This is a genomic window from Acidovorax sp. GW821-FHT10E04, assembly GCF_059415185.1.
The window spans coordinates 73,153-94,645 of sequence record NZ_JBWKMT010000003.1; the positions used below are offsets into that span (position 1 = coordinate 73,153).

Annotated in this window: 18 protein-coding genes; 3 read left to right on the forward strand and 15 right to left on the reverse strand. The window is 69.1% G+C overall.

Going from position 1 to position 21,493, the window contains the following annotated elements; translation table 11 throughout:
• Positions 1-24: 24 nt before the first annotated feature.
• The 4 genes from AC07OC_RS09695 to AC07OC_RS09710 all read right to left on the reverse strand — a co-directional run bounded on the left by AC07OC_RS09695 (position 25) and on the right by AC07OC_RS09710 (position 3,693).
• The gene (locus AC07OC_RS09695; protein WP_494601059.1) at positions 25-1,026 is read right to left on the reverse strand and encodes a Bug family tripartite tricarboxylate transporter substrate binding protein; all 1,002 of its coding nucleotides are present in this window, start codon (positions 1,024-1,026) and stop codon (positions 25-27) included.
• 92 nt (positions 1,027-1,118) lie between these two features.
• Complete coding sequence (gene ligK / locus AC07OC_RS09700; protein ID WP_494601061.1) at positions 1,119-1,802, reverse strand: 4-carboxy-4-hydroxy-2-oxoadipate aldolase/oxaloacetate decarboxylase; 684 nt, start codon at positions 1,800-1,802, stop codon at positions 1,119-1,121.
• 1 nt (position 1,803) lies between these two features.
• Positions 1,804-2,838 carry an amidohydrolase family protein gene (locus AC07OC_RS09705; RefSeq protein WP_218341761.1) on the reverse strand — a complete coding sequence of 345 codons (1,035 nt, stop codon included), beginning with the start codon at positions 2,836-2,838 and terminating at the stop codon, positions 1,804-1,806.
• Positions 2,839-3,033: 195 nt separating this feature from the next.
• Entirely contained in the window at positions 3,034-3,693 is a 660-nt protein-coding gene (locus AC07OC_RS09710) for a substrate-binding domain-containing protein (protein ID WP_218341804.1), read from the reverse strand.
• Between the two features lie 190 nt (positions 3,694-3,883).
• Between AC07OC_RS09710 and AC07OC_RS09715 the strand changes: the two genes are divergently transcribed.
• Entirely contained in the window at positions 3,884-4,804 is a 921-nt protein-coding gene (locus AC07OC_RS09715; RefSeq protein WP_218297912.1) for a LysR substrate-binding domain-containing protein, read from the forward strand.
• Here AC07OC_RS09715 and AC07OC_RS09720 read toward each other — a convergent pair.
• From AC07OC_RS09720 to AC07OC_RS09755, 8 genes are all read right to left on the reverse strand, one after another.
• Complete coding sequence (locus AC07OC_RS09720; RefSeq protein ID WP_218341803.1) at positions 4,797-5,714, reverse strand: NAD(P)-dependent oxidoreductase; 918 nt, start codon at positions 5,712-5,714, stop codon at positions 4,797-4,799. The two genes, AC07OC_RS09715 and AC07OC_RS09720, sit on opposite strands and share 8 nt — an antisense overlap.
• A 62-nt stretch (positions 5,715-5,776) precedes the next feature.
• Positions 5,777-6,757, reverse strand: coding sequence for a Bug family tripartite tricarboxylate transporter substrate binding protein (locus AC07OC_RS09725; protein WP_218341760.1), 981 nt, complete (start codon positions 6,755-6,757; stop codon positions 5,777-5,779).
• 7 nt (positions 6,758-6,764) lie between these two features.
• A complete protein-coding gene (locus AC07OC_RS09730) occupies positions 6,765-7,490 on the reverse strand; it encodes an ABC transporter ATP-binding protein (RefSeq protein WP_218297914.1) in 726 nt (241 codons plus the stop codon).
• Entirely contained in the window at positions 7,483-8,256 is a 774-nt protein-coding gene (locus AC07OC_RS09735; RefSeq protein WP_218297915.1) for an ABC transporter ATP-binding protein, read from the reverse strand. Before AC07OC_RS09735 ends, AC07OC_RS09730 begins: the two co-directional genes overlap by 8 nt.
• 1 nt (position 8,257) lies before the next feature.
• Positions 8,258-9,253 (reverse strand): branched-chain amino acid ABC transporter permease, encoded by a 996-nt coding sequence (locus AC07OC_RS09740; RefSeq protein ID WP_494601064.1) that lies wholly within the window; start codon positions 9,251-9,253, stop codon positions 8,258-8,260.
• Between the two features lies 1 nt (position 9,254).
• Positions 9,255-10,127, reverse strand: a complete 873-nt coding sequence (locus AC07OC_RS09745) for a branched-chain amino acid ABC transporter permease (RefSeq protein ID WP_218341758.1) — start codon at positions 10,125-10,127, stop codon at positions 9,255-9,257.
• Positions 10,128-10,461: 334 nt separating this feature from the next.
• Positions 10,462-11,649, reverse strand: coding sequence for an ABC transporter substrate-binding protein (locus AC07OC_RS09750; RefSeq protein ID WP_218297918.1), 1,188 nt, complete (start codon positions 11,647-11,649; stop codon positions 10,462-10,464).
• Between the two features lie 331 nt (positions 11,650-11,980).
• Entirely contained in the window at positions 11,981-12,760 is a 780-nt protein-coding gene (locus tag AC07OC_RS09755; RefSeq protein ID WP_255591887.1) for a GntR family transcriptional regulator, read from the reverse strand.
• A 287-nt stretch (positions 12,761-13,047) separates the two neighbouring features.
• Here AC07OC_RS09755 and AC07OC_RS09760 point away from each other — a divergent pair, with 287 nt between their 5' ends.
• Together AC07OC_RS09760 and AC07OC_RS09765 are read left to right on the forward strand one after the other, a co-directional pair.
• Positions 13,048-14,094, forward strand: a complete 1,047-nt coding sequence (locus AC07OC_RS09760) for an aromatic ring-hydroxylating dioxygenase subunit alpha (RefSeq protein WP_218297919.1) — start codon at positions 13,048-13,050, stop codon at positions 14,092-14,094.
• Positions 14,091-15,056: a PDR/VanB family oxidoreductase gene (locus AC07OC_RS09765; protein WP_218341756.1), complete on the forward strand. Its 966-nt coding sequence runs from the start codon at positions 14,091-14,093 to the stop codon at positions 15,054-15,056. Before AC07OC_RS09760 ends, AC07OC_RS09765 begins: the two co-directional genes overlap by 4 nt.
• Positions 15,057-15,268: 212 nt before the next feature.
• Here the strand turns inward: AC07OC_RS09765 and AC07OC_RS09770 are convergent, their stop codons facing one another.
• The 3 genes from AC07OC_RS09770 to AC07OC_RS09780 form a co-directional block, all read right to left on the reverse strand.
• Positions 15,269-15,619 carry an HPF/RaiA family ribosome-associated protein gene (locus AC07OC_RS09770; protein WP_218297921.1) on the reverse strand — a complete coding sequence of 117 codons (351 nt, stop codon included), beginning with the start codon at positions 15,617-15,619 and terminating at the stop codon, positions 15,269-15,271.
• Between the two features lie 244 nt (positions 15,620-15,863).
• On the reverse strand, positions 15,864-17,873 hold the full coding sequence (locus tag AC07OC_RS09775; RefSeq protein WP_218341755.1) for a CHASE2 domain-containing protein: 2,010 nt from the start codon (positions 17,871-17,873) through the stop codon (positions 15,864-15,866).
• Positions 17,845-21,417, reverse strand: a complete 3,573-nt coding sequence (locus AC07OC_RS09780) for a TonB-dependent receptor domain-containing protein (RefSeq protein ID WP_494601067.1) — start codon at positions 21,415-21,417, stop codon at positions 17,845-17,847. Before AC07OC_RS09780 ends, AC07OC_RS09775 begins: the two co-directional genes overlap by 29 nt.
• Positions 21,418-21,493 lie beyond the last annotated feature (76 nt).

Genomic DNA, 21,493 nt, shown 5'->3' on the forward strand with positions numbered 1-21,493 from the left:
CGTGCTCCTTGCGTTTCGCTCCGATCAATCCAGCGACACATTGGCCTTCCTGATCACATCGCCAAAGCGCTGGCTCTCGTCCTTCACGAACTGGGCGAACTGCGCACGCGTGGTGGGGAACTGCTCGTAGCCGAAGGTCTTGAACTTCTCGGCCACATCGGGGCCGGTCAGGGCCTGCTCGATGTCGCGCTTGATCTTGTCGGTGACGGCCGCGGGCAGGCCGGGCGGCACGGCGATGGCGTTCCAGCCGGTGACGGCGAAGTCCTTGGGGCCACCGGCTTCGGCCACGGTGGGCACGTCGGGGAACTCGGCCGACCGCTGGGGGCCGGCGAACGCCAGCAGGCGCAGCTTGCCCGCGCGGTACAGCGGCCCGGCGGTGGCGGCGCTGCCCAAGGCGAAGTCGATGTCGCCGGTGGCGACCGAGGTGTACAGCTGCGTGGTCTCCTTGAAGATCACGTGCTCCATCTGCGTGCCGGTGGCGCTCTCGAACAGCTCGGAGCCCAGGTGCACGGGGTTGCCCACCGACCAGGAGCCGTAGTTGAGCTTGCCCGGGCGGGCCTTGGCGTCGGCCACGATGTCGCCCACGGTCTTGTACTTGCTGCCCGTGCCCACGGTGAAGAAGAAATGGGTCTTGAACAGCGGCAGCAGCGTGTCGAAGTCCTTGGCCACGTCGTAGGGCAGCTTCTTGAACAGGCTGGGGTAGGCGGCCAGGTGCACGTTGTCCAGCACGATCAGGTCGTGGCCGTCCTTGGCGCCGCGCTTGAAGGCATCGATGGCGATGAAGCCGTTGCCGCCGGGGCGGTTCTCGACCACCACGGGCTGGTTCCAGATGCGGCCCAGCTTCTCGGCCACGATGCGCGCCACGCCGTCGGGACCACCGCCCACGGGGAAGGGCGTGATGATGCGCACGGGCTTGGTGGGGAAGGCCTGGGCGTGTGCGCCGTGGGATGCGAGGCCCAGGGTGGTGGCCAGGCCCAGGGCCAAGGCAAGACTGCGACGCAGGGGGGACAAGGTGCGAAAGGTCATGGGATGCAGAAAAAATAGAATGCTATAAATTCAATAGCTTCCAGCGCTTTCCAGTAAAGCGCTAGAGGCCTGAAAGATTCAAAACTGGCGTGTCAGTCGATGTACCTGAGGCCCGCCTTCTCCAGGCCGGGGCGCATGTTGTACATATCCAGGCCCAGCACGCCCGAAGCGAGCTTGGCGCGCTTTTCGCCTTCGAAACTCTCGCGCTTTTGCGCGGCTTCCAGCGTGGCGACGGCACGTGCGGCGGGCACGCAGACCACGCCGTCGTCATCGGCCACGATCACGTCGCCCGGCGTGACGAGCGCACCGGCGCACACCACGGGGATGTTCACCGAGCCCAGCGTGGCCTTGATCGTGCCCTTGCTGCTGATGGCGCGGCTCCACACGGGGAAGTTCATCTCCTGCAGCGTCTTCACGTCGCGCACGCCGGCGTCGATGATGAGCGCGCGGGCGCCACGGGCCTGGAAGGACGTGGCCAGCAGGTCGCCGAAGTAGCCATCGGTGCATTCGGAGGTGACGGCCGCCACCACGATGTCGCCGGGCTGGATCTGCTCGGCCGCCACATGCATCATCCAGTTGTCGCCGGGCTGCAGCAGCACGGTCACGGCCGTGCCGCTGACCTGCTGGCCGCCGTAGATGGGCCGCATGTACGGCTTGAGCAGGCCCACGCGGCCCATGGCCTCGTGCACGGTGGCCGAGCCCAGGGCGGCCAGGCCGTCGGCGGCCGCGCGGTCGGCGCGGGTGATGTTGCGGTAGACAACGCCTAGTTCGTACATGTCAGAGCCCCTTTGCCTTCAGGCGTGCATCGAGTCGGGAGAACACGCGGCGCGTGTTGGCTTCGTAGATCTGGTGCTTGTCTTCGGCACTGAGGATCGTGGACGCCTCGATGTAGCGCTTGGTGTCGTCGTAGTAGTTGCCGGTGGTCGGGTCGATGCCGCGCACCGCGCCGATCATTTCGCTGGCAAACAGCACGTTCTTCACCGGGATCACCGTGTTCAGCAGGTCGATGCCGGGCTGGTGGTACACGCAGGTGTCGAAGTACACGTTGTTCATCAGGTGCTCGTCGAGCAGCGGCTTCTTCATCTCCTGCGCCAGGCCCCGGAAACGGCCCCAGTGGTAGGGCACCGCGCCGCCGCCGTGCGGGATCAGGAACTTGAGCGTGGGGAAGTCCTTGAACAGGTCGCCCTGGATCAGCTGCATGAAGGCCGTGGTGTCGGCGTTCAGGTAGTGCGCGCCCGTGGTGTGAAAACACGCGTTGCAGCTGGTGCTCACGTGGATCATGGCGGGCAGGTCGTACTCCACCATCTTTTCGTAGATGGGGTACCAGTGCTTGTCGGTCAGCGGCGGGCTGGTCCAATGGCCGCCCGAGGGGTCGGGGTTCAGGTTGATGCCGACGGCGCCGTATTCCTTGACGCACTTTTCCAGCTCGGGGATGCAGGTGGCGGGATCGACACCGGGGCTTTGCGGCAGCATGGCCACGGGCACGAAGTGGTCGGGGAACAGCGTGGAGACGCGGTAGCACAGCTCGTTGCAGATGGCGGCCCAGGTGCTCGACACGTTGAAGTCGCCGATGTGGTGGGCCATGAAGCTGGCGCGCGGGCTGAACAGCGTGATGTCGCTGCCGCGCTCCTTCATCAGCCTGAGCTGGTTGGTCTCGATGGATTCGCGCAGCTCGTCGTCGCTGATCTTCAGGTCCGCCACCTTGGGCATCTGGGCGGGGTCCTTGATGCCGGCGATCTGCGCATTGCGCCAGTTCTCCAGCGCCTTGGGGGCCGTGGTGTAGTGGCCGTGGCAGTCGATGATGAGGCTCATGTCTCGGTTCTCCTTATGTCTATGTCAGTTCTTCGCACCGGCCCGCAAAGCCCGCAAGCCTTGCCGCTGGCACGACGCCATCGCGAGGGACGCCAAGCAAGGGCCGCCCCGCAGCGAGGGCGTCGTCCCCCTTCCCGCAGCGCGCAGCGGTGCGAGAGAAGGGGGAAGGCGCGAAGCGCCTCAGGGGGTTGTTCCTCATACAGGCTCCATGCCCTGCTTGCGCTTGGCATCTGCAGCCTGTGGCGACGCCATGTAGGCCAGCAGTTCGCGGGCCGCGTCGGCCTGCTGCGACTTCGCGCCGATCCCGGCGGAAAACGTGGTCGTGACCTGGATGGCGGGCGGCAGCGGCCCGACGATGGTGATGCCCTGCACGTGCAGCAGCTCGCTCAATTGCTGAAAACCGAGTTCCACCTCGCCCTTGGCCACCAGCGAGCCCACGGGCACGCCGGGCGGGGCCTGCACCATGCGGCCGGCGATCTCATCAGCGATGCCCCAGCGCTTGAACAGTTTTGCCAGCGCCACGCCGCTCGGGCCGGTGGAATAGCTGATGCTGCGCGCCGCCAGCACGGCCTGGCGCACGGCGTCTTCGGAGCCGATGTCCGGCAGCGGCGCGCCGGTGGGCACGGCCACCGCCACGCCCGACTGCACCAGGTCCACCACGCTGCCGGGCACGATGCAGCCGGCCGCCAGCAGCCTGGCGATGGCGTCGGCCGCGAGCACCACCACATCGAAGGCCTCGCCGGCCAGCACGCGCTGGGCGGCGTCCACGCCGCCCACGGCCTCGATGCTGGCGCGGTGACCGGTCGCCTGCTCATAGCCGGAGGTCAGCTCGGCCAGCACCTGGCGGGTGGCCATGGACGAGATTCCGCGAAGGTGTTGGGGCATGACGGGCGTCGATTGGAAAGGGGACAACAAGGCTGCGGCACAGGCGGCGGTGCCGCTGTGTAGGCCGATTCTGGGTGAAGGCAAGCTATACAAAAAGTAGGCACACCATCTATCAGGTATATCATTTACCGATAGGAAACACTCCCCTCTGTCGACCCCCATGGACCTCAAGCAGCTGGAATACTTTGTGCGCGTGGCCGAGCTGGGCAGCTTCACCCGCGCGGCCGCCGCGCTGGACGTGGCGCAGTCGGCGCTGAGCCGCCAGATCCGCCTGCTGGAGGTGGAGCTGCGCCAGAACCTGCTGGTGCGCAACGGCCGGGGCGCCACGCCCACCGAGGCGGGCAAGCTGCTGGTGGAGCACGGGCGCGGCATCCTGCACCAGATGGCGCGGGCGCGCGAAGACATGGACCGCATGCGCGGCGGGCTGTCGGGCCGCGTGGCCATCGGCCTGCCCAACAGCGTGGCGCGGGTGATGACGGTGCCGCTGACCCGCGCGTTCCGCCAGGAGCTGCCCGAGGCGCGCCTGTCCATCAGCGAGGGGCTCTCGGGCGCCATCCTGGAGGGGCTGGTCAGCGGGCGCCTGGACATCGTGGTGCTCTACAACGCCCAGCCCTCGCGCGACATCGACGTGTCGCACCTCATCGACGAAGACCTGGTGCTGGTGCGCGTGCGCCCGCCCGGCCTGGCCGAAGACCCGCCGCCCGGCCCCATCCCGCTGGCCGAGGTGGCGCGGCTGCCGCTGATCATCCCATCGCGCCCGAACGCCATCCGCATGCATGTGGAATCGGAAATGGCCAGCATCGGCTGCCGCCCCGAGGTGGCGCTGGAGATCGACGGCGTCTCCGCCATCCTGGACCTGGTGGCCGACGGCGCGGGCTGCGCGGTGCTGTCGCGCAATGCGCTGCTCAACTCGCCCCGGCCTTCGGCCTACACCGCCCAGGTCATCGGCACGCCCGGCAAGCCACCGCTGCGCATCGCGCTGTCGCTGGCCACCAGCCTGCAGCGGCCGGCCACGCAGGTGCAAAAGGCGGCGCTGGACCTGATCCAGCGCACCGTGCCGCTGGTTTTCGAGCCTACCTAGAACGGTCCCCCGAGGGGGTTCGGGCCGCAAGCAAGGCATCCGCGTAGTCCTGCCAGCGCGCGCCTTGGGCCACGTCCGCAAACGCGCCCGTGGCGGCCAGGTCGGCCACCCACTGCTGCTTGGCGGCAATGGCCGATGCCATCACGGGCTCCATGCCCGCTTCGCGCACGGTGTGGGCGGACTCGCGCATTTCCTCCGCGCGGCGTTGGCCGTGCTGCGCCACGCGGCTCAGGAAGTACGCGCCCTGCGCGCTCCAGTCGATGCCGGGAAAGGTCTCCTGCAGCGTGGGCAGCACCTGGTCTTCCACACCGTAGTGGCGGGCCGTGGCGTAGCTCTCGGCCACCAGCGCCTCCAGGCCCTTGATCATGATGCTGCGGCACATCTTGATGGCGCTGGCGATGCCCAGTTGCGCGCTCACCGGCTTGGCATCCATGCCCCAGCGGCCCAGCACCTCCGCCAGCGCGGCGGCCTGTGCGCCGCCCAGCAGCATGGGAACGCGGATGCCATAGGGCGGCACCGAGGTCATCACGCCCGCCTCCACGTAGTGCGCGCCGCGCGCATCCACCAGCGCGGCCGCCTGTTGCTTGGTGCCGGGCGATGCGGAATTCAGGTCGAGGAACACCGTGCCCGCGCGCAGGTGCGGTGCGGCCGCTGCGGCCACGGCCAGCGTGCTGGAGGCAGTGACGGCCGAGATGACAAGGTCCGAGCGCCCGCACAGCTCGCGCACCGAGGCCGTGGCCACGACGCCCGCCCGGTCTGCGTGCGCGCGCTCTGCGGACGCGGTGCAATCGTCCCCGAACGTCAGGTCCCAGGCAGCGATGCTCGCCACGCCCGGCCGGCCCTTGAGGTCCGTGCCGAAAATCTTGCCCACCTCGCCGTAGCCAATGAGGCCGATGTGTTCAATCTGCAGGTTCATCTTTTGCCTCCGTGTCGACGCAGCCCCCGGGCGCACCATGCGCCTTGCGGAGCGCCCTACTGCCGCGCGATCTTGGCCCGGGCGATCACATCGGCCCAGCGCCGCGCGTCGGCCGCCAGGTGTTCGCTGGCCTGCGCGGGCGTGCTGCCCTGGGCCTGCAGGTTCAGCTCCAGCAGGCGTTTTTTCACGTCGGGCTGGGCCAGGGCCGCCTGCACTTCGCGCGAGAGCCGCTCCACCACGGCGGGCGGTGTGCGCGCGGGCACGGCCAGGCCGTTCCAGGACGTGACGTTGAAGCCCTCCAGCGGGCCGCCGCTTTCGCGCACCGTGGGCACACCGGGCAGCTGCGGCGCGCGCCGGGCGCCCAGCACGGCCAGCGGGCGCAGGGCCTTGGCGGCGACCTGCGGCATCAGAGCGCCGAGGATGTCCACCATGGCGTCCACCTCGCCGCCGCGCACGGCCGTGATGACCGGCGGCGTGCCGTTGAAGGGCACCACCTGGGCGTCGATGCCGGCAGTCACCTTGAAGAGTTCGGCCGCCAGGTTCTGCGTGGTGCCGATCTGCGGCGTGCCGATGTTGAGCTTGCCCGGGTGGGCGCGGCCGTAGGCCAGCAGGTCCGCCAGGGTGGAAAAGCGCCCGCCTTCGCGCACGACGATCGCGAGGTCGAAGGTGGCCAGCAGGGACACCGGCGCGAAGTCCTTGAGGGTGTCGAAAGGCAGCGAATGGAACAGCGCGGCGCTCACCGCCGTGCCGCTGCTGATGAGCAGCAGCGTGTGGCCGTCGGGCTCGGCACGCGCCACCAGTTCGCCCGCCACCACGCCGCCGGCGCTGGACTTGTTCTCGATCACCACGCTCTGCCCCAGGGGGCCCGCGATTTTCTGGCCCACCGTGCGCGCCGTGATGTCGGCCGCGCCGCCCGCGGCGTTGGGCACCACGATGCGGAGGGGGCGCGAAGGGAACGCCGGCTGCTGCGCCTGGCTCCCGGCCGCGAAAGGCACGGCGCACAACGCCAGCAGGGTTCTGCGGTGCAGGAAGGCCATGGCGGATCTACCGCGCCACGCCCAGCAGGCGGCCGAGCAGCTCGGGCTGCGCCTGCAGCTCGGCGGCCGTGCCGGTGTGCACCACGGTCCCCCGGTCCAGCACGGCGGCCTGGTCGGAGATCGCCAGGATGGCCTGCGGGTGTTGCTCCACGATGATGGCCGACAGGCCTTCTTCGCGCGTGATGCGGCGGATGGCGCGCAACAGCTCTTCCACGATGATGGGCGCCAGGCCTTCGAGCGGCTCGTCGAGCAGCAGCAGGCGCGGGTTGAGCACCAGCGCGCGGCCCACGGCCAGCATCTGCTGCTCGCCGCCCGACAGTTGCGTGCCCAGGTTGGTCTTGCGTTCGGCCAGGCGCGGAAACATTTCGTACACGCGCTCTGGGGTCCAGGGCCGGGCACTGGAACCCTTGCGGCCGGGGCGCGCCACGGCCGTGAGGTTCTCGTGCACCGTGAGCGACTTGAAGATGTTGCGCTCTTGCGGCACCCAGCCGATGCCCGCCGCCGCGCGCTCGTGCGAGGGCAGCCTGTGCAGCACGGCACCGCCCAGCGACACGCTGCCGCCATGCTGGCGCGTGGCCCCCGCCAGGGTGTTGATGAGCGTGGTCTTGCCGGTGCCGTTGCGGCCCAGCAGCGCCAGGGTGTCGCCCTCGGCCAGCGAGAGGGAGATGCCTTGCAGCACCACGGCCTCGCCGTAGCCCGCGCTGAGGCCTTCGATCTTCAACAGCTCAGGCATGCGCATCCTCCCCATGCCCCAGGTACACGGCCTTCACCTGCGGGTCGTTGGCAATCGTGTCCGGGTCGCCCTCGGTGAGCACCGTGCCGTTGACCAGCACCGTCATGCGGTTGGCAAAGCTGAAAACCAGGTCCATATCGTGTTCGATCAACAGTACCGAGACATCGGCGGGCAGTGCCGCCACGGTCTGCAGCAGTTCTTCGCGTTCGCCCGCAGGCACGCCGGCCACGGGTTCATCCAGCAGCAGCACGCGCGGTTCGCAGGCCAGGGCGATCGCGATCTCCAGCAGGCGGCGCTTGCCGTAGGCCAGCACGCGCGTTTCCTCGGCCATCACGGAGGTCAGGTGGAACTGCTCGAGCAGTTGCTCGCAGCGCTCGGTGACCGCACGGCGCGCGCCCAGCGGCTGCCACCATTTGCCGCCCAGGCCCTGGTGCTGCGACACGGTGAGCGCCAGGGTTTCCAGCGGCGTGAGGCTGTCGAACAGCTGGTTGATCTGGAAGGTGCGCACCATGCCGCGCGCCACGCGCTGGTGCGGCGCCAGGCGCGTGATGTCCTGCCCTTCGAGCACGATGGAGCCTTCGGTGGGCTCCAGCACGCCGGTCAGCAGGTTGATCAGCGTGGTCTTGCCCGCGCCGTTGGGGCCGATGAGCGCATGGCGTGCGCCCTTTTTCAGATCGAGCGTGACGTTGTTCGTGGCCGTGATGCCGCCGAAGCGCTTGACCAGGCCCTGCGCCGACAGCACGGTGGTGGAGGTTGTCGTGTTCATATCAATGGCCTCCCGCGCTGGAGCTGGCACCGGGCTTGCGCCCGGCGCGGAACCATGTCCAGGGGCGGAACAGGCGGTCGCGCCCGACCAGCACCAGCACCACGAGGAACAGGCCGATCCAGAACGTCCAGTACTGCGGCGTGACGGAGGAGATCACGTCCTGCAGCAGCTTGAAGCCCACAGCGCCCAGGATGCCGCCGTAGAGCCAGCCCACGCCGCCGATCACGAGGATCAGCATCACGTCGGCCGAGCGGTGGAACTCGAACAGGTCCAGCGACGCAAAGCCCGTGGTCTGCGTGAGCAGCGCGCCCGCGGCGCCCGCCAGTGCGGCGGCCAGCGTGTACACCTGCGCCAGCTTGGCCGTGACGGGGATGCCGATGGCCATGGCGCGCAGCCGGTTGTCGCGGATGGCCTTGAGCGTGGCGCCGAACGGCGACTGCACGATGCACCGCGCTATGAGGAAGAACACCAGCAGCACCGTGAGCGAATACCACGCCGCCGTGCGGCCATACAGGTCGAACTCGAACTGGCCCAGCACCGGGCCCATCACCACGCCCTGCAGGCCGTCGGCGCCGCCGGTCAGCCAGTCGAGCTTGTTGGCCAGCTCCAGCATGATGAGGCCCAAGCCCAGCGTGACCATGAGCCGCGTGAGGTCGGTGCCGCGCATGACGGTGAGCGAGGCCACCGCCCCCAGCACCGTGGCCGCCGCCATGCCCACCGCCAGGCCCACCAGCGGGTCGGGCATCACGTGCTTGGCGAACAGCGCCGCCGCATAGCCGCCCAGGCCGAAGAAGGCCGCATGGCCCAACGACACGATGCCGGTGTAGCCCAGGATCAGGTCCAGCGACAGGGCGAACAGCGCCACGATGGCGATCTCGTTGATGATGAGCGCATGGCTGGGCAGCGCCAGCGGCGCCACGAAGGCCAGGATCCAGAAGATGGGTTCCCACCAGCGAAAGCGCCGGGCCTTCAAGAGGATGGAGGTCTGAGCGTTCATCTCATTTCCCTCCCTTGCGGACAAACAGGCCCTGGGGCCGCCAGATCAAAATCACGATCATGAGGCTGTACACGATGAAGGCACCCAGCTTGGGGATGTAGTACTTGCCCGCCACGTCGGCGATGCCCAGCAGCAGCGCGGCCAGCAGCGGGCCGGTGATGGACGAGGTGCCGCCCACCGCGACGACGATCAGGAAATAGATCATGAACTTGAGCGGGAAGCTCGGGTCCAGTCCCAGCACTTCGGCGCCCAGCGCGCCGCCCAGCCCCGCCAGGCCCGAGCCAAACGCGAAGGTGGACAAAAACACGATGTTCACGTTGATGCCCATGCCGGCGGCCACGCGCTGGTCGTCCACGCTGGCGCGCAGGCGGCTGCCGAAGCGGGTCCTGGTCAGCACGTACTGCAGCCCTACCGTGAGCGCCGCGCACACCGCGATGATGAACAGCCGGTAGTGCCCCATGCCCAGCATGAAGGCGCCGCTGCCGATCTCGGTGCGGCCCTTGAGCCATTCGGGCAGCTGCATGATCTGCTGGGTGGAGCCCACGAAGTAGTCCACGCTGGCCACGGCCATGAAGACCAGCCCGATGGAGAACAGCACCTGGTCCAGATGCGCCTTGTTGTAGAGCGGCCGGTACAGCGTGCGCTCCAGCACCGCCCCCAGCAACGCCGTGCCGACAAAGGCCAGAGGCAGGCACACCAGAAACGGCACGCCCAGCCGCTGCATCAGCAGCACCGTGATATACCCGCCCGCCATGGCAAAGGCCCCGTGCGCCAGGTTGATGAAGTTCATCAACCCCATGGTCACGGCCAGGCCCACCGCCAGGATGAACAGCAGCATCCCGTAGGCCACGCCGTCGAAAAGAATGGTCAGCATGAAATCACTTCAATGAAGACGAACAAGAGTCATGGGCTCGTGCACGGCGCCCTGGCTTCGGCAGGCTCAGCCTGAACGGGTGGCGCCTCTCCACAAGCTCAGCCTGAACGGTGACGCCCTGGCTTCGACATGCTCAGCCCGAACGGGTGGAGGAAAGAGGGCCACCGACCCCAAAAACTGGCACGCCCCACACCGGATGGAAAACCGCCCCCACCCGCAACAACCGGCGCGCCCCAGGCCAGTGCCACCGTGGAACTGGCTTCGCCAGGCCAAGGGTGGCGTCCCCCTCCGGGGGAAGGCGCGAAGCGACTCAGGGGGGCTTCCTATCCCGGGGTTACTTGGTTTTTCCGGGGTCCTTCACATCCTTGATCACATCGAACTCCACGTTGTAGAGCTGGCCGTTGACCCGCTCCACCTTGCGCAGGTACACGTTCTGCACGATGTCGCGGGTCTGCGCGTCGATGAACACCGGGCCGCGCGGGCTCTCGAAGACCTGGCCCTTCATCGCGGCCAGCAGCGCGTCGCCGCCGCCCGCGCCCTTGGTGGTGCGCAGCGCTTCGTAGATCACGCGCATGCCGTCGTAGCCGCCCACGGCCATGAAGTTGGGGCGCAGGCCCTTGTTGGCCTTCTCGAAGGCATCCACGAACTTCTTGTTCAGCGGCGAGGGGTGCGCGGCCGAGTAGTGGTGCGAGGTGACCACGCCCAGGGCGCCGTCGCCCATGTCGTTGAGCTGGTCGTCATCGGTCACGTCGCCAGTGGCGATGAGCTTGATGCCGGCCTTGTCCATGCCGCGTTCCAGGAACTGCTTCATCACCGCGGCGCCCGCGCCCGAGGGCACGAACACGAACAGCGCGTCGGGCTTGGCGTCGCGCACCTTTTGCAGGAAGGGCGCGAAGTCGGGGTTGCGCAGCGGCACGCGCAGGGCCTCGGTCACCTGGCCGCCGTTGAACGTGAGGCGCTGGTTGAAGTACTTCTCGGCGTCGATGCCGGGGCCGTAGTCGCTCACCAGCGTCACCACCTTCTTGATGCCGTTCTTGGGCGCCCAGTCGGCCAGGGCCACCGACACCTGGGGCAGCGTGAAGCTGCTGCGCACCACGTAGGGCGATGCCTCGGTGATGCTCGACGTGGCGGCCGCCATCACCACCAGCGGGGTCTTGGACTGCGTGGCCAGCGGCGCCGTGGCCATGGCCGACGGCGTGATGCCCATGCCGGCGAGCACGTTCACCTTCTCGTTCACCACCAGTTCCTGGGCCAGGCGGCGCGTCACGTCGGGCAGGCTGGTGTCGTCCTTGATGATGAGCTGCACCTTCTTGCCGGCCACGGTGTCGCCGTTCTGCGCCATGTAGAGCTTGGCGGCGGCCTCGATCTGGCGCCCCGTGGTGGCCTGCTGGCCGGTCATGGGCAGGATGAGGCCGATCTTGAAGACGTTGTCCTGCGCCGACGCGGGCACGGCGGCCAGGAGGCCTGCGGACAAAGCCAGGGCGGCAGCGGCCGAGGCGCGAAGAAGGTGGCGTTTTTGCATCGTTGTCTCCTGTGGAATGTCGTTGTATACAGCAACTGCTGGCCGGAGTTTGGAGCGTGGGGCGTCATTTCACAAGTGGGATTTCCGACTTTTAGATATCGCCAAATGGGATAACTAAGCCTTCCGCCAGGTGCCCTGGGGCGGCACCCCTGTGCTTCTGGCGCAGAGGGCAGCCACGGGCTGGGCCCACCCGGACTCGCCGGGGCCGCGCCCGCCTGCTTCATGCGCGGCACCCTGGAGTGCCGGCAGAAGTCCACATCGCCGCAGTATCAAAAAGATAGCTGCTGGCGCTTTCCACATATGCCCCAAACCCCATTTTTCCGCCCAAGAATCACCCGCGCTCGCGGATGAGCCCCACACCCGGCAGCCCCTGCACCTGCGCCGCCTGCACGGCCGCCAGCAGGTTGCGCCGGGTGATGCGCGAGTGTTCGCGCATGATGGCCTCCGCCCGCGCGCCCTCGCGGCGTTCGATGGCATCCAGGGCCTGGCGGTGCTGGTCCTGCGCCACCACCAGCATGTCGCGCGCCGCGTGCGAATGCGTCTGGACCACCACGAAGGCCGAGGGCGACGCGAAGGGCAGGCCCTTGACGCGGTCCAGCTCGCGCGCAATGACATCGCTGCCCACCATGCGGCTGAGCAGCAGGTGAAAACGCGCGTTGAGCTCCACGTAGCGCGCGAAGCCCTCGTCGTCCAGCGTGCGCGGAACCAGGGCGGCATCGATGTCGTCCAGACAGGCGTGGGCCTGGGCCAGCACGGCGGCCTCCACGCCGCGCTCGGCGGCCAGGCGCGCGGCCAGCCCTTCCATGGTGCCGCGCAATTCGATGGCATCGGCGACATCCGTCTCGGAGAAGGTGCGCACCGCATACCCGCCCCCGGGCAGCCGGTGCAAAAGCCCTTCCTGCTCCAGCCGCATCAGCGCCGCGCGGATGGGCGTGCGCGACACCCCCAGTTTTTCCACGAGCGTCAGTTCGGCGATGCGCGCACCGCCCGGCAGCTCGCCCGCCAGGATCATCTCGCGCAGCCGCAACTGCGCCTTCACGGCCTGGGAGGCGCCCGCGTCAGCCACGGGGGAAGGACCGGAAGCGGTCAAGGGGTCGTCGTTCAGATTCATGGGGGAACTCCACGCCCGGCCTTGCGCAGGCCGGCGAAGAAATACACAGGCAGAGGCGCCATGTGGCGCCCCTCAATGTATACAGAAATTTCCCCCTGGATTCACAACACGCCCAGCAAAATCAATCAAAACAACAACTTATAGGCCATGCCAATGTGCGATAGCTGATTTCGCTGATTTTTATGTATACAGCGCCGCCGGCATTTCGCACAATTCGGACCAGCGCCCAGGCTTTGCGGCCGTGCCGCCCCGGGCCCCACGACCCCCACAGAAAGAGACAAACCGCCATGTATCCCAAGAACGCCTGGTACGTCGCCTGCACACCCGACGAAATCGCGGACAAGCCCCTGGGCCGCACCATCTGCGGCGAGAAGATCGTGTTCTACCGCCCCGCGCCCGACCAGGTCGCCGCGCTCGACGACTTCTGCCCCCACCGGGGCGCACCGCTGTCGCTGGGCACCGTGTGCGACGGCCACCTGCAATGCGGCTACCACGGCCTGCGGGTGGAATGCACGGGCAAGTCGGTGTCCATGCCCGGCCAGCGCGTGCAGGGGTTTCCCAAGGCGCGCAGCTTTCCGGTGGTGGAGCGCTACGGCTTCATCTGGGTGTGGCCCGGCGACGCGGCCCAGGCGGACCCGGCCACCATCCACCACCTGCCCTGGGCCGACAACCCCGAATGGGCCTATGGCGGCGGGCTGTACCACATCGCCTGCGACTACCGCCTAATGATCGACAACCTGATGGACCTCACGCACGAGACCTACGTGCATGCCACCAGCATCGGGCAAAAGGAAATCGACGAGGTGCCCTGCAAGACCCGCGTGGAGGGCGACGAGGTCATCACCAGCCGCTTCATGGAAGGCATCGAAGCCCCGCCGTTCTGGAAGATGGCGCTGCGCATGAACGGCCTGCCCGACGACCAGCCCGTGGACCGCTGGCAGATCTGCCACTTCACGCCACCGAGCCACGTGCTGATCGAGGTGGGCGTGGCGCTGGCAGGCCACGGTGGCTACGACGCGCCGGCCGACAAGAAGGCGTCGAGCATCGTGGTGGACTTCATCACGCCCGAGACCGAGACCTCCATCCACTACTTCTGGGGCATGGCGCGCAACTTCAAGCCGCAAGACCCGTCGCTCACCACGCAGATCCGCGAGGGCCAGGGCAAGATCTTTGCCGAAGACCAGGAAATGCTGGAGCTGCAGCAGCAGAACCTGCTGCGCTACCCCGAGCGCAAGCTGCTCATGCTCAACATCGACGCGGGCGGCGTGCAATCGCGCAAGGTGCTGGACCGCGCCCTGGCGGCCGAACGCGCGCCCGCGGAGCAGCCGGCATGACCGCGCAGGAGACCCTGCAGGTCCGCGTGGCCAGCAAGCGGGCCGAGGCCGAAGGCATCGCCAGCTTCGAGCTGGCGCGCGTGGACGGCGCGGCACTGCCCCCTTTCAGCGCGGGCTCGCACATCGACGTGCACCTGCCCGGGGGGCTGACCCGGCAGTACTCGCTGTGCAACGCCTCGCACGAATCGCACCGCTACCGCATCGCGGTGCTGCGCGACCCCGCTTCGCGCGGCGGCTCGGTTGCCATGCACGACAGCGTGCACGAGGGCGACGTGATCACCATCAGCACGCCGCGCAACCACTTCGCGCTGCACCCGGCGCAGCGCACGCTGCTCCTGGCGGGCGGCATCGGCGTGACGCCGCTGCTGTGCATGGCCGACCGGCTGGCGCACACGGGCGCCGACTTCACGCTGCACTACTGCACCCGCTCGGCCGAACGCACGGCGTTCGCCGGCGAGATCGCCGCCTCGGCCATGGCGCCGCACACGCAGTTCCACTTCGATGCGGGCGCTCCCGGCCAGAAGCTCGACCTGCCCGCGGCGCTGGCCGGACCCGGGCCCGACAAGCGCCTGTATGTGTGCGGCCCCCCGGGCTTCATCGACCACGTGGTGAGCACCGCCAAGGCCCTGGGCTGGCCGCAGGACCATATCCACCTCGAATACTTTGGCGCCCCCGCGCAGGACACCTCGGGCGATCAGGACTTCGACGTGCGCATTGCCAGCACCGGCAAGGTCTACCGCATTGCCTGCGATGTGTCGGTGGTGGAGGCCCTGCGCAGCGAAGGCATCGACATCCTGACCTCGTGCGAGCAGGGCGTGTGCGGCACCTGCCTCACGCGCGTGCTGGAGGGCGAGGTGGACCACCGGGACATGTACCTCACCGACGAAGAAAAAGCGGGCAACGAGCAGTTCATGCCCTGTTGCTCGCGCGCGCGCAGCAAGCTGCTGGTGCTGGATCTGTGAAATTGACCTCCCCCTGAGTCGCCCGTGGCGCCGTCCTCCTGAAGGGGGACGGAGCCCCCGAAGCGGGGCGGTTGTTGCTTGGCGGGCCTCGCGGGGGGCACGCCCAGCTCATGCACCCGCTCCAGGACAAACACCAGGCTCCTGGAAAAGCTCCTGAATTTATAGCTGCCAGCGCTTATCCATCAAGCGCTGGCAGCCAATTTCATTCAAAACTACTCTTCCACCGCCGTCCGGATGGTGTCGCGGCCGTGGCGGTCCTTGGCCCGGCCCAGGTCGGTATCGAGGGCGCGGCCCAGCTTGTCGGCGGCACCGATGAAGGCGTTGGCCATCTTGTCGGCTTCGTCGGTCACGGTGATGGGCTGGCGACCCGTCACGCGCGCTTCGATGCGGCAGCGCTTGTCGTTGGCGCCGGACTTGCCCGCATCCAGGTCCGACAGAAACACCTCCAGCCGCGTGACGTGATCCTGAAAGCGCGACAGGCGGCTTCTGGATTCATCCGTGATCCACTGCGCGAGCGACTCGCCGCCGTGGATGTGGTCGTCTGTGTTGACGTGTACTTGCATCGGGGTTCCTTTCAGATGACGTTGCTTGAGAAACCTGTCTGACTGGGAGTCGTCGGCTGCGGATTGGCCGCAGCGGTCCATTTTTTTACCGTCTTTGGCCCCATGGCTCGGCCATGGGGCTGCAAATCCAGCAAAACCATCCTCGCTGGGCCAATCTTCGCTTCGACGCTCCAGGTCAGACAGGCTCCTGACCCCATGATGGCACCGCGGGCCATGTCCCCGGTGAATACATGTCAAAACATCCTCACAACTTGTCCAGCGCCACGGCGGGCGACCAGTCGCCGCCAGCGGGCAAGGCGCGCGCCAGGGCCACGCGCTCCTGCAGGCGCAGCGCCGCCGCATCGCCGGGCACGCGCGCCAGCACCTGCGCCAGATGGCCATTGGCGCGCTCCCAGTCGCGCGCATGGAAGGCGTCCAGCGCCGCCAGGCTGGCATCGCGCACCACGGCATCGTCGCAGGGCGTGAACACGCGCACCGGCTCGGTCTTGCCCTTGACGATCACATCGTCCAGCGCGCGCAGCGCCACCGAGGCGGGCAACTGCGCGGCCGTGGCGGCCGACAGCAGGATGCCCGTGCCAAACGCCTTGTTGGCGCCCTCCAGCCGGGCCGCGAGGTTCACCGCGTCGCCGATCGCGGTGTACGAAAAGCGCTGTTCCGACCCGACGTTGCCCACGACCACCCGCCCCGTGTGCAGGCCGATGCGCATGTGGATGGGCGGCAGCCCCCGCGCCACGAGGTCGGCCACCAGCGCCTGCATCGCCTGCTGCATGGCGATGGCCGCCTGCACCGCATGCGCGGCATGCTGCGGATCGTCCAGCGGCGCGCCCCAGAACGCCATCACGGCATCGCCGATGAACTTGTCCACCGTGCCGCCGCTGGCATGCACGATGGGCGTCATCGCGTTGAAATAGCCGGTGAGGACCTCCACGGTCTGCTCCGCGCTCAGCTGCTCGGACAAGGTGGTGAAGTTGGCCAGGTCGGTGAACATCAGCGTCACCTCGCGCGCCTCGCCGCCCAGGCGCATCAGCCCGGGCTGCGCGATGAGGCGCGAGACCACGGCGGGGGGCACGTACTGCGCGAACATCGCCCGCGTCTGGCGGGCCCGCTGGCGCACGATGGCAAAGCCCACGAGCGCGGCCGCGCCGTAGACGGCCACCGCGGCCGCGGCGGGCAGCAGCGGCGGCCACCAGAGGCGAAAACCGGCGAACAGCCACCACGACGCCGCCCCCATCGCCACCACCAGCGCCCCCGTGAGCGCCGCCGCGCCCGCCGGGTGCAGGCGGCGGCTGCCCCACAGCAGCACGGGCACCAGCAAGGCGGTGAGCGCGAGCGTCCAGCCCTCCGAAACGCTGCGCAGCCCGCCGCCGGACAGGAAGTTGTCCACCAGCGTGGCCTGCAGCTCCACCCCCGGGAACAGCCGCTCGCCCCCCGCCGTGCCAAACGGCGAATTGAAGAGATCGGCCTGCGAGCGCGTGAGCTCGGTGGCCGTGCGCGCCGAGCGCCCCACCAGCACGATCTTGCCTTTGAAGAAGCCCGCGGGCAGCAGGCCCGGCTCCAGCGCCTGGTAGTACGAGCGCGTGTCAAAGGTGCCACGCGGACCCCGGTAGCCAATCCAGTCGAAGTGGCGCAGCACCGGCATCTGGCCGCGCGCCTCGGCCGCGCGCTGCGCCAGGCGCAGCGCAAAACTCTCGCGCGCCACCGGGGCGCGGCGCACCACGAAGTCGTCGTCCGGCTCCACGCCGGCATCGCCCGCATCGGCACCGGCGTCCAGAAAACGCTGCAGCGGCAGAACGTCCATCCACAGCGCGGCGTTGGCACTGTCGATCTTCTCGCGGGTGGCGGCCAGGACCACGGGGCCGGTCTCGGCGATGCTGCGCGCCAGGGCGGCGTCTTGCGCCTCGGTGGACGGGTCGGCGAACACGATGTCCAGGCCCACGGCGGCGGCGCCCTCCGCGTGCAGGCGCCGCAGCAGGGCCGCATGCATGCCGCGCGGGAACGGCCAGGTCTGCTGCAGTTCCTGGAAGGTGGGTTCGTCGATCGCCAGGATCACCACGGGCAGGCCCGGACGCTGCGGCGCGGCCAGGGCCGTGAGCACGTCGAAGGTCTTGAACTCCAGCGCGTGCCACGGGCGGCTGAGCGTGGCGGCGCCCACCAGCAGCAGCGCCAGCGCGCAGGCCCCCAGCGACAGCAGCCGCTGTCGGCGCCGCGCGGTGGACGCGGCAGGCTCAGAAGCGGTAGCGCGCGTCCAGGACATAGCGGGTCTTCCTGCGGTCCGACTTCGGCGCCCACAGGTTCATGGCGGCCACACCCACGACCCAGTGCTTGTCCTGCGATTCCCAGAATCCCATGAGGTCCACGCCCCAGCCCGGCGCGATGCGCGTGAGGTTCTCCTTGTCCTCGAAGCGCTCCGACCGGTACACCGCGCGGCCGCTCAGGTACAGCCGCTGCGGGCTGGCCCAGGTGGCGCCCACCGCCAGCGTGTGGCGCGGGATGTAGGGGATGCGGCCCACGGGCACGTCCGCGTCGTAGCTGCGGCTTTCGCTGCCCTGGTAGAGGTACTTGGCATAGCCCGACCAGCGCCGGCTGAACATGTGGTTGAGGCCCGCGCCCAGGGTCTTGAGCGTGCCGGAGTCGAAGCTGGGCGTGTCTTCCAGCAGGTCGGTGGTCGAGAGGTTGACGAGCTGCGCGTTGCGCATTTCTTCGAGGAACGGCAGGCTGGGCGTGCGCAGGTCCACGCCCACGGTGCCGGGGTTGCGCACGCGCAGGTGGTCCGCGCGCAGGCTCAGGAAGGTGCTCGCACCCAGCTCCAGGCCCACCTGCGCCACGGTGCGCTTGTGGCGGCCGCCGGCCTCGACCAGACGGTCCTCGACGGGAATTCCCGCCGTTTCCACGCTGGTGAGCGTCGATACGCTGAGCGGGCGCAGCCAATCCTGGTAGGCCATGCGCACCGTGGTGCCCTGCGCTGGCTGCCAGACGAGGCCGACGCGCGGCGTGACCACGCGTTCCATCTCGGCGCGGCGCGCCTCCTCCTCGCTGAAGTGGTCCAGATTCACCAGGTAGCTCTGCGTCAGGCCATCGACGCGGTGGCGTATCTGCTGCAGGCCCAGCGCCGCATCCAGGTTCAGCGCGGGGTCCAGGCGCTGGGTCGTGGCCAGGGTCAGGGCGGTGTAGCGCCGGTCCACGCGGTTGTACCCGTCCACCAGCAGGTAGTCGCGGTACTCGCCCACGCCCGGGATGTTGGCGCCCACGGCCGCCTCGCCCGCGATCAGGTTGTTCTGGCGTTCGCGCACATGCTCCAGCGCCACGCTCCAGCGGCTGCCGGGCGCGGTGTCCACCGTATGGCGCAGTTGCAGGTCGGTGAACTGTTTCTTGGGTTCGCTGCTCACGCCCATCAGGCTCACGAAGGGCGGCTGCAGATACAGCGTGGGGTAGCGCAGCAGCAGGATGTCCTCCACGCTGCGCCCCAGCTTGATCCAGGTCTGCTCGGTCGGCCCCCAGCGGTAGGACATGCCCAGGGCGCCCTGGGTGCTCTTGTTGTCCATGGAGGTCTCGAACAGGTTCTGGCTGCGCAGGCGCATGTCGAACTGGTTCACATAGGCAAACAGGTTGATGCGCTCGGTGGGCTGCATGCCTGCGCCCACCGTGACCGCGCGTGCGCGCACGTCGCCATAGCCGCCCCGCACGGCCGGGGCATCGTTGACCTGCAGATCGAACGGAAACTCGCTGGCATTGGCCGACTGCGCCTTGAAGAACCACGACACGGGCACGTGGGTGTTGTCCATGCCGTTGAGGGTGACCGCGGGCGCCCGCATGCGGTACAGGTCCTTGTCCAGCGTCACCCCCACGGCCCCGTGCGCGCCCGGCTGCTGCAGCAGCGACGAATACCGCTGGCTCGCGCCAAACGCCATCGGGTCCGTGAGGAAGCCCTGGAACAGCGCCGAGTTCTTGTTGAACTCGCCCGGGTAGCGGTCCGCCAGGAACAGGTGGCTGCCGCCCCAGTACGGGTAGAAGCTCTGCTGCGCCAGCTCCAGCGCCCAGTCCTCCATGCCGAAGAACGCGAGCGAGGCGCCCAGGTTGGCGCTGCCCTTCTGGTCATTGGCCACCTGTTTGAGGGACTTGAGATAGGGCATGCGTTCGACGGCGGCGCGGGCCGCCTCCACGGCCTCGCCAGGCTGGAACAGGTCGGTGTGGATCTGCGCGAGCAGCATGTACGGGACGGGGTCCTTGTCGTCCAGGGCGCTGGCCTGGTGCAGCGTGGCCAGGGCATCCTGGTGGCGGCCGAGCTGGTAGTACGCCACGGCCGTCCAGGTCTTGGCGCGCGCGTAGCGGGGCTCCATCACCCCGGCGCGCAGGAACACGTCGAGCGCGGCCTGCGGCTGGCCCTGCTTGAGGTGCAGCAGCCCCTGCCCCGTGAGCGCCACATAGTCCGCCGGGTTCTCGCCGAGCGCCGTGTTGAATGCCTGGCCCGCCTCCGTGAACTGGTTGGCGAAGGTCTCCAGCGTGCCCAGTTCGCCCCAGGCGCCCGGGCTCTGCGGCGCGAGCGCCAGGGCCTGCTTCAGGCTGGCGCGGGCCGGGCCGGAGTCCTCGCGCTCCGTGTGCGCGCTGCCCAGGCCCTGCCAGCCGCGCGCGTCGCCCCCGGCCAGCCGCGTGGCCTCGGTGTAGGCCGCCAGCGTGGCGGGCGCATCGCCCCGGCGGCGGGCCAGCTCGGCGCGCACCAGGGCGATCTCCGCGTGCACGGTGCCCTGCGCCGGGGCCAGCGTGGCCGTGGCGTCCTCCACGCGGTCGCTCAGCATCTGCGCCCGGGCCAGCTGGGCCACCAGCGCGGGGTGCGCGGGCCAGTGCTGCAACGCCGTGCGCAGGGTCTGCGCGGCGGCGGCACCATCGCCGTCCATGAGCTGCAGGTCCGACTGCATCAGCCACGCGGGCAGCGGGGCGGCGGCCGGCGCGGCGGCGGCGAGCTGGCGCGCCAGCAGTTCGCGGGCGGCCAGCACCTCGCCGGACTGCAGCGCGATGGCGGCGTCCATCACCGCCGCCCACGGTGCGGGCGCCTGGCCCCGCGCCTGCGCCAGCGCGGCGCGGGCGGTGGCCAGATCCCGGGCGGCCAGCGCGGCGCGCACCGGCGCGAGCGGCGGCGGCACGGGCTCGGCGGCGAGGTGCGGCACGGGGTCGGCGCGCAGGGCGTTCACCCACTGGATGCGGTCGCGCGGCTGGCTCAGCACGAGCTTGACGGGGGCCTTGCCCACCTCGGCGATGGCGGCCTCGTTGGCGCCTACCGAGACCTGGCCCTGCGCATTGGAGAACTCCACCGTGCCCGACAGCACGGTGAGCAGCGTGCGGCCATCGTCCTCCACGGCGAGGTCCCAGTCCGTGCCGCGGATCGCGGCAGTGGCGGCCGGCGTCTCCAGGTTCAGCCGGCTGCCATCGGCCCGGCGCGTCTGCGTCCACGCGCGCCCGGCGTTGAGCAGCAGGGTGGTCACGGGCTGGGCCGGCGTGGCCACGCCCTTGACCTGCAGCACGGTGTTCTGGTGCAGGCGCAGCTGCGTGTCGTCGGCGAACAGCAGGGCCATCTTGGCGGCCTGGCGCGTGCGCACGAAGTCGCCCGTGGCCAGGGCCTGGGCGGGGCGGGCGGGCTGCCAGTCGGCGGCGGCCGCGGCGCGCTGGTCGCCCGTACCCTGCAGGCTGACGATCTCCGCGGCCGCGCCCGCGGGCACGGCGGCGTGGCCGGAGAGCGGCCAGGCCAGGGCGGTCAACGCGGCCAGCGCCGTGAGGGCGGGCAGGCAATTCTTCTTGTGGGGCATGTCGTGGACTTTCGGGGAAGGCTGGAATGGCACCCGCCGGGCGCAACCTCCCTGGCGCCCGGCGTGCAGAAATTAT

Excerpts from the sequence above, each read along its gene's own strand:
- AC07OC_RS09725 (WP_218341760.1), bottom strand. The coding sequence starts at position 6,757 with ATGGCCTTCCTGCACCGCAGAACCCTGCTGGCGTTGTGCGCCGTGCCT.
- AC07OC_RS09695 (WP_494601059.1), bottom strand. The coding sequence starts at position 1,026 with ATGACCTTTCGCACCTTGTCCCCCCTGCGTCGCAGTCTTGCCTTGGCC.
- AC07OC_RS09755 (WP_255591887.1), bottom strand. The coding sequence starts at position 12,760 with ATGAATCTGAACGACGACCCCTTGACCGCTTCCGGTCCTTCCCCCGTG.
- AC07OC_RS09740 (WP_494601064.1), bottom strand. The coding sequence starts at position 9,253 with ATGAACGCTCAGACCTCCATCCTCTTGAAGGCCCGGCGCTTTCGCTGG.
- AC07OC_RS09750 (WP_218297918.1), bottom strand. The coding sequence starts at position 11,649 with ATGCAAAAACGCCACCTTCTTCGCGCCTCGGCCGCTGCCGCCCTGGCT.
- AC07OC_RS09735 (WP_218297915.1), bottom strand. The coding sequence starts at position 8,256 with ATGAACACGACAACCTCCACCACCGTGCTGTCGGCGCAGGGCCTGGTC.
- AC07OC_RS09775 (WP_218341755.1), bottom strand. The coding sequence starts at position 17,873 with ATGTCCTGGACGCGCGCTACCGCTTCTGAGCCTGCCGCGTCCACCGCG.
- AC07OC_RS09705 (WP_218341761.1), bottom strand. The coding sequence starts at position 2,838 with ATGAGCCTCATCATCGACTGCCACGGCCACTACACCACGGCCCCCAAG.
- AC07OC_RS09730 (WP_218297914.1), bottom strand. The coding sequence starts at position 7,490 with ATGCCTGAGCTGTTGAAGATCGAAGGCCTCAGCGCGGGCTACGGCGAG.
- ligK (WP_494601061.1), bottom strand. The coding sequence starts at position 1,802 with ATGTACGAACTAGGCGTTGTCTACCGCAACATCACCCGCGCCGACCGC.
- AC07OC_RS09765 (WP_218341756.1), top strand. The coding sequence starts at position 14,091 with ATGACCGCGCAGGAGACCCTGCAGGTCCGCGTGGCCAGCAAGCGGGCC.
- AC07OC_RS09770 (WP_218297921.1), bottom strand. The coding sequence starts at position 15,619 with ATGCAAGTACACGTCAACACAGACGACCACATCCACGGCGGCGAGTCG.
- AC07OC_RS09780 (WP_494601067.1), bottom strand. The coding sequence starts at position 21,417 with ATGCCCCACAAGAAGAATTGCCTGCCCGCCCTCACGGCGCTGGCCGCG.
- AC07OC_RS09745 (WP_218341758.1), bottom strand. The coding sequence starts at position 10,127 with ATGCTGACCATTCTTTTCGACGGCGTGGCCTACGGGATGCTGCTGTTC.
- AC07OC_RS09715 (WP_218297912.1), top strand. The coding sequence starts at position 3,884 with ATGGACCTCAAGCAGCTGGAATACTTTGTGCGCGTGGCCGAGCTGGGC.
- AC07OC_RS09710 (WP_218341804.1), bottom strand. The coding sequence starts at position 3,693 with ATGGCCACCCGCCAGGTGCTGGCCGAGCTGACCTCCGGCTATGAGCAG.
- AC07OC_RS09760 (WP_218297919.1), top strand. The coding sequence starts at position 13,048 with ATGTATCCCAAGAACGCCTGGTACGTCGCCTGCACACCCGACGAAATC.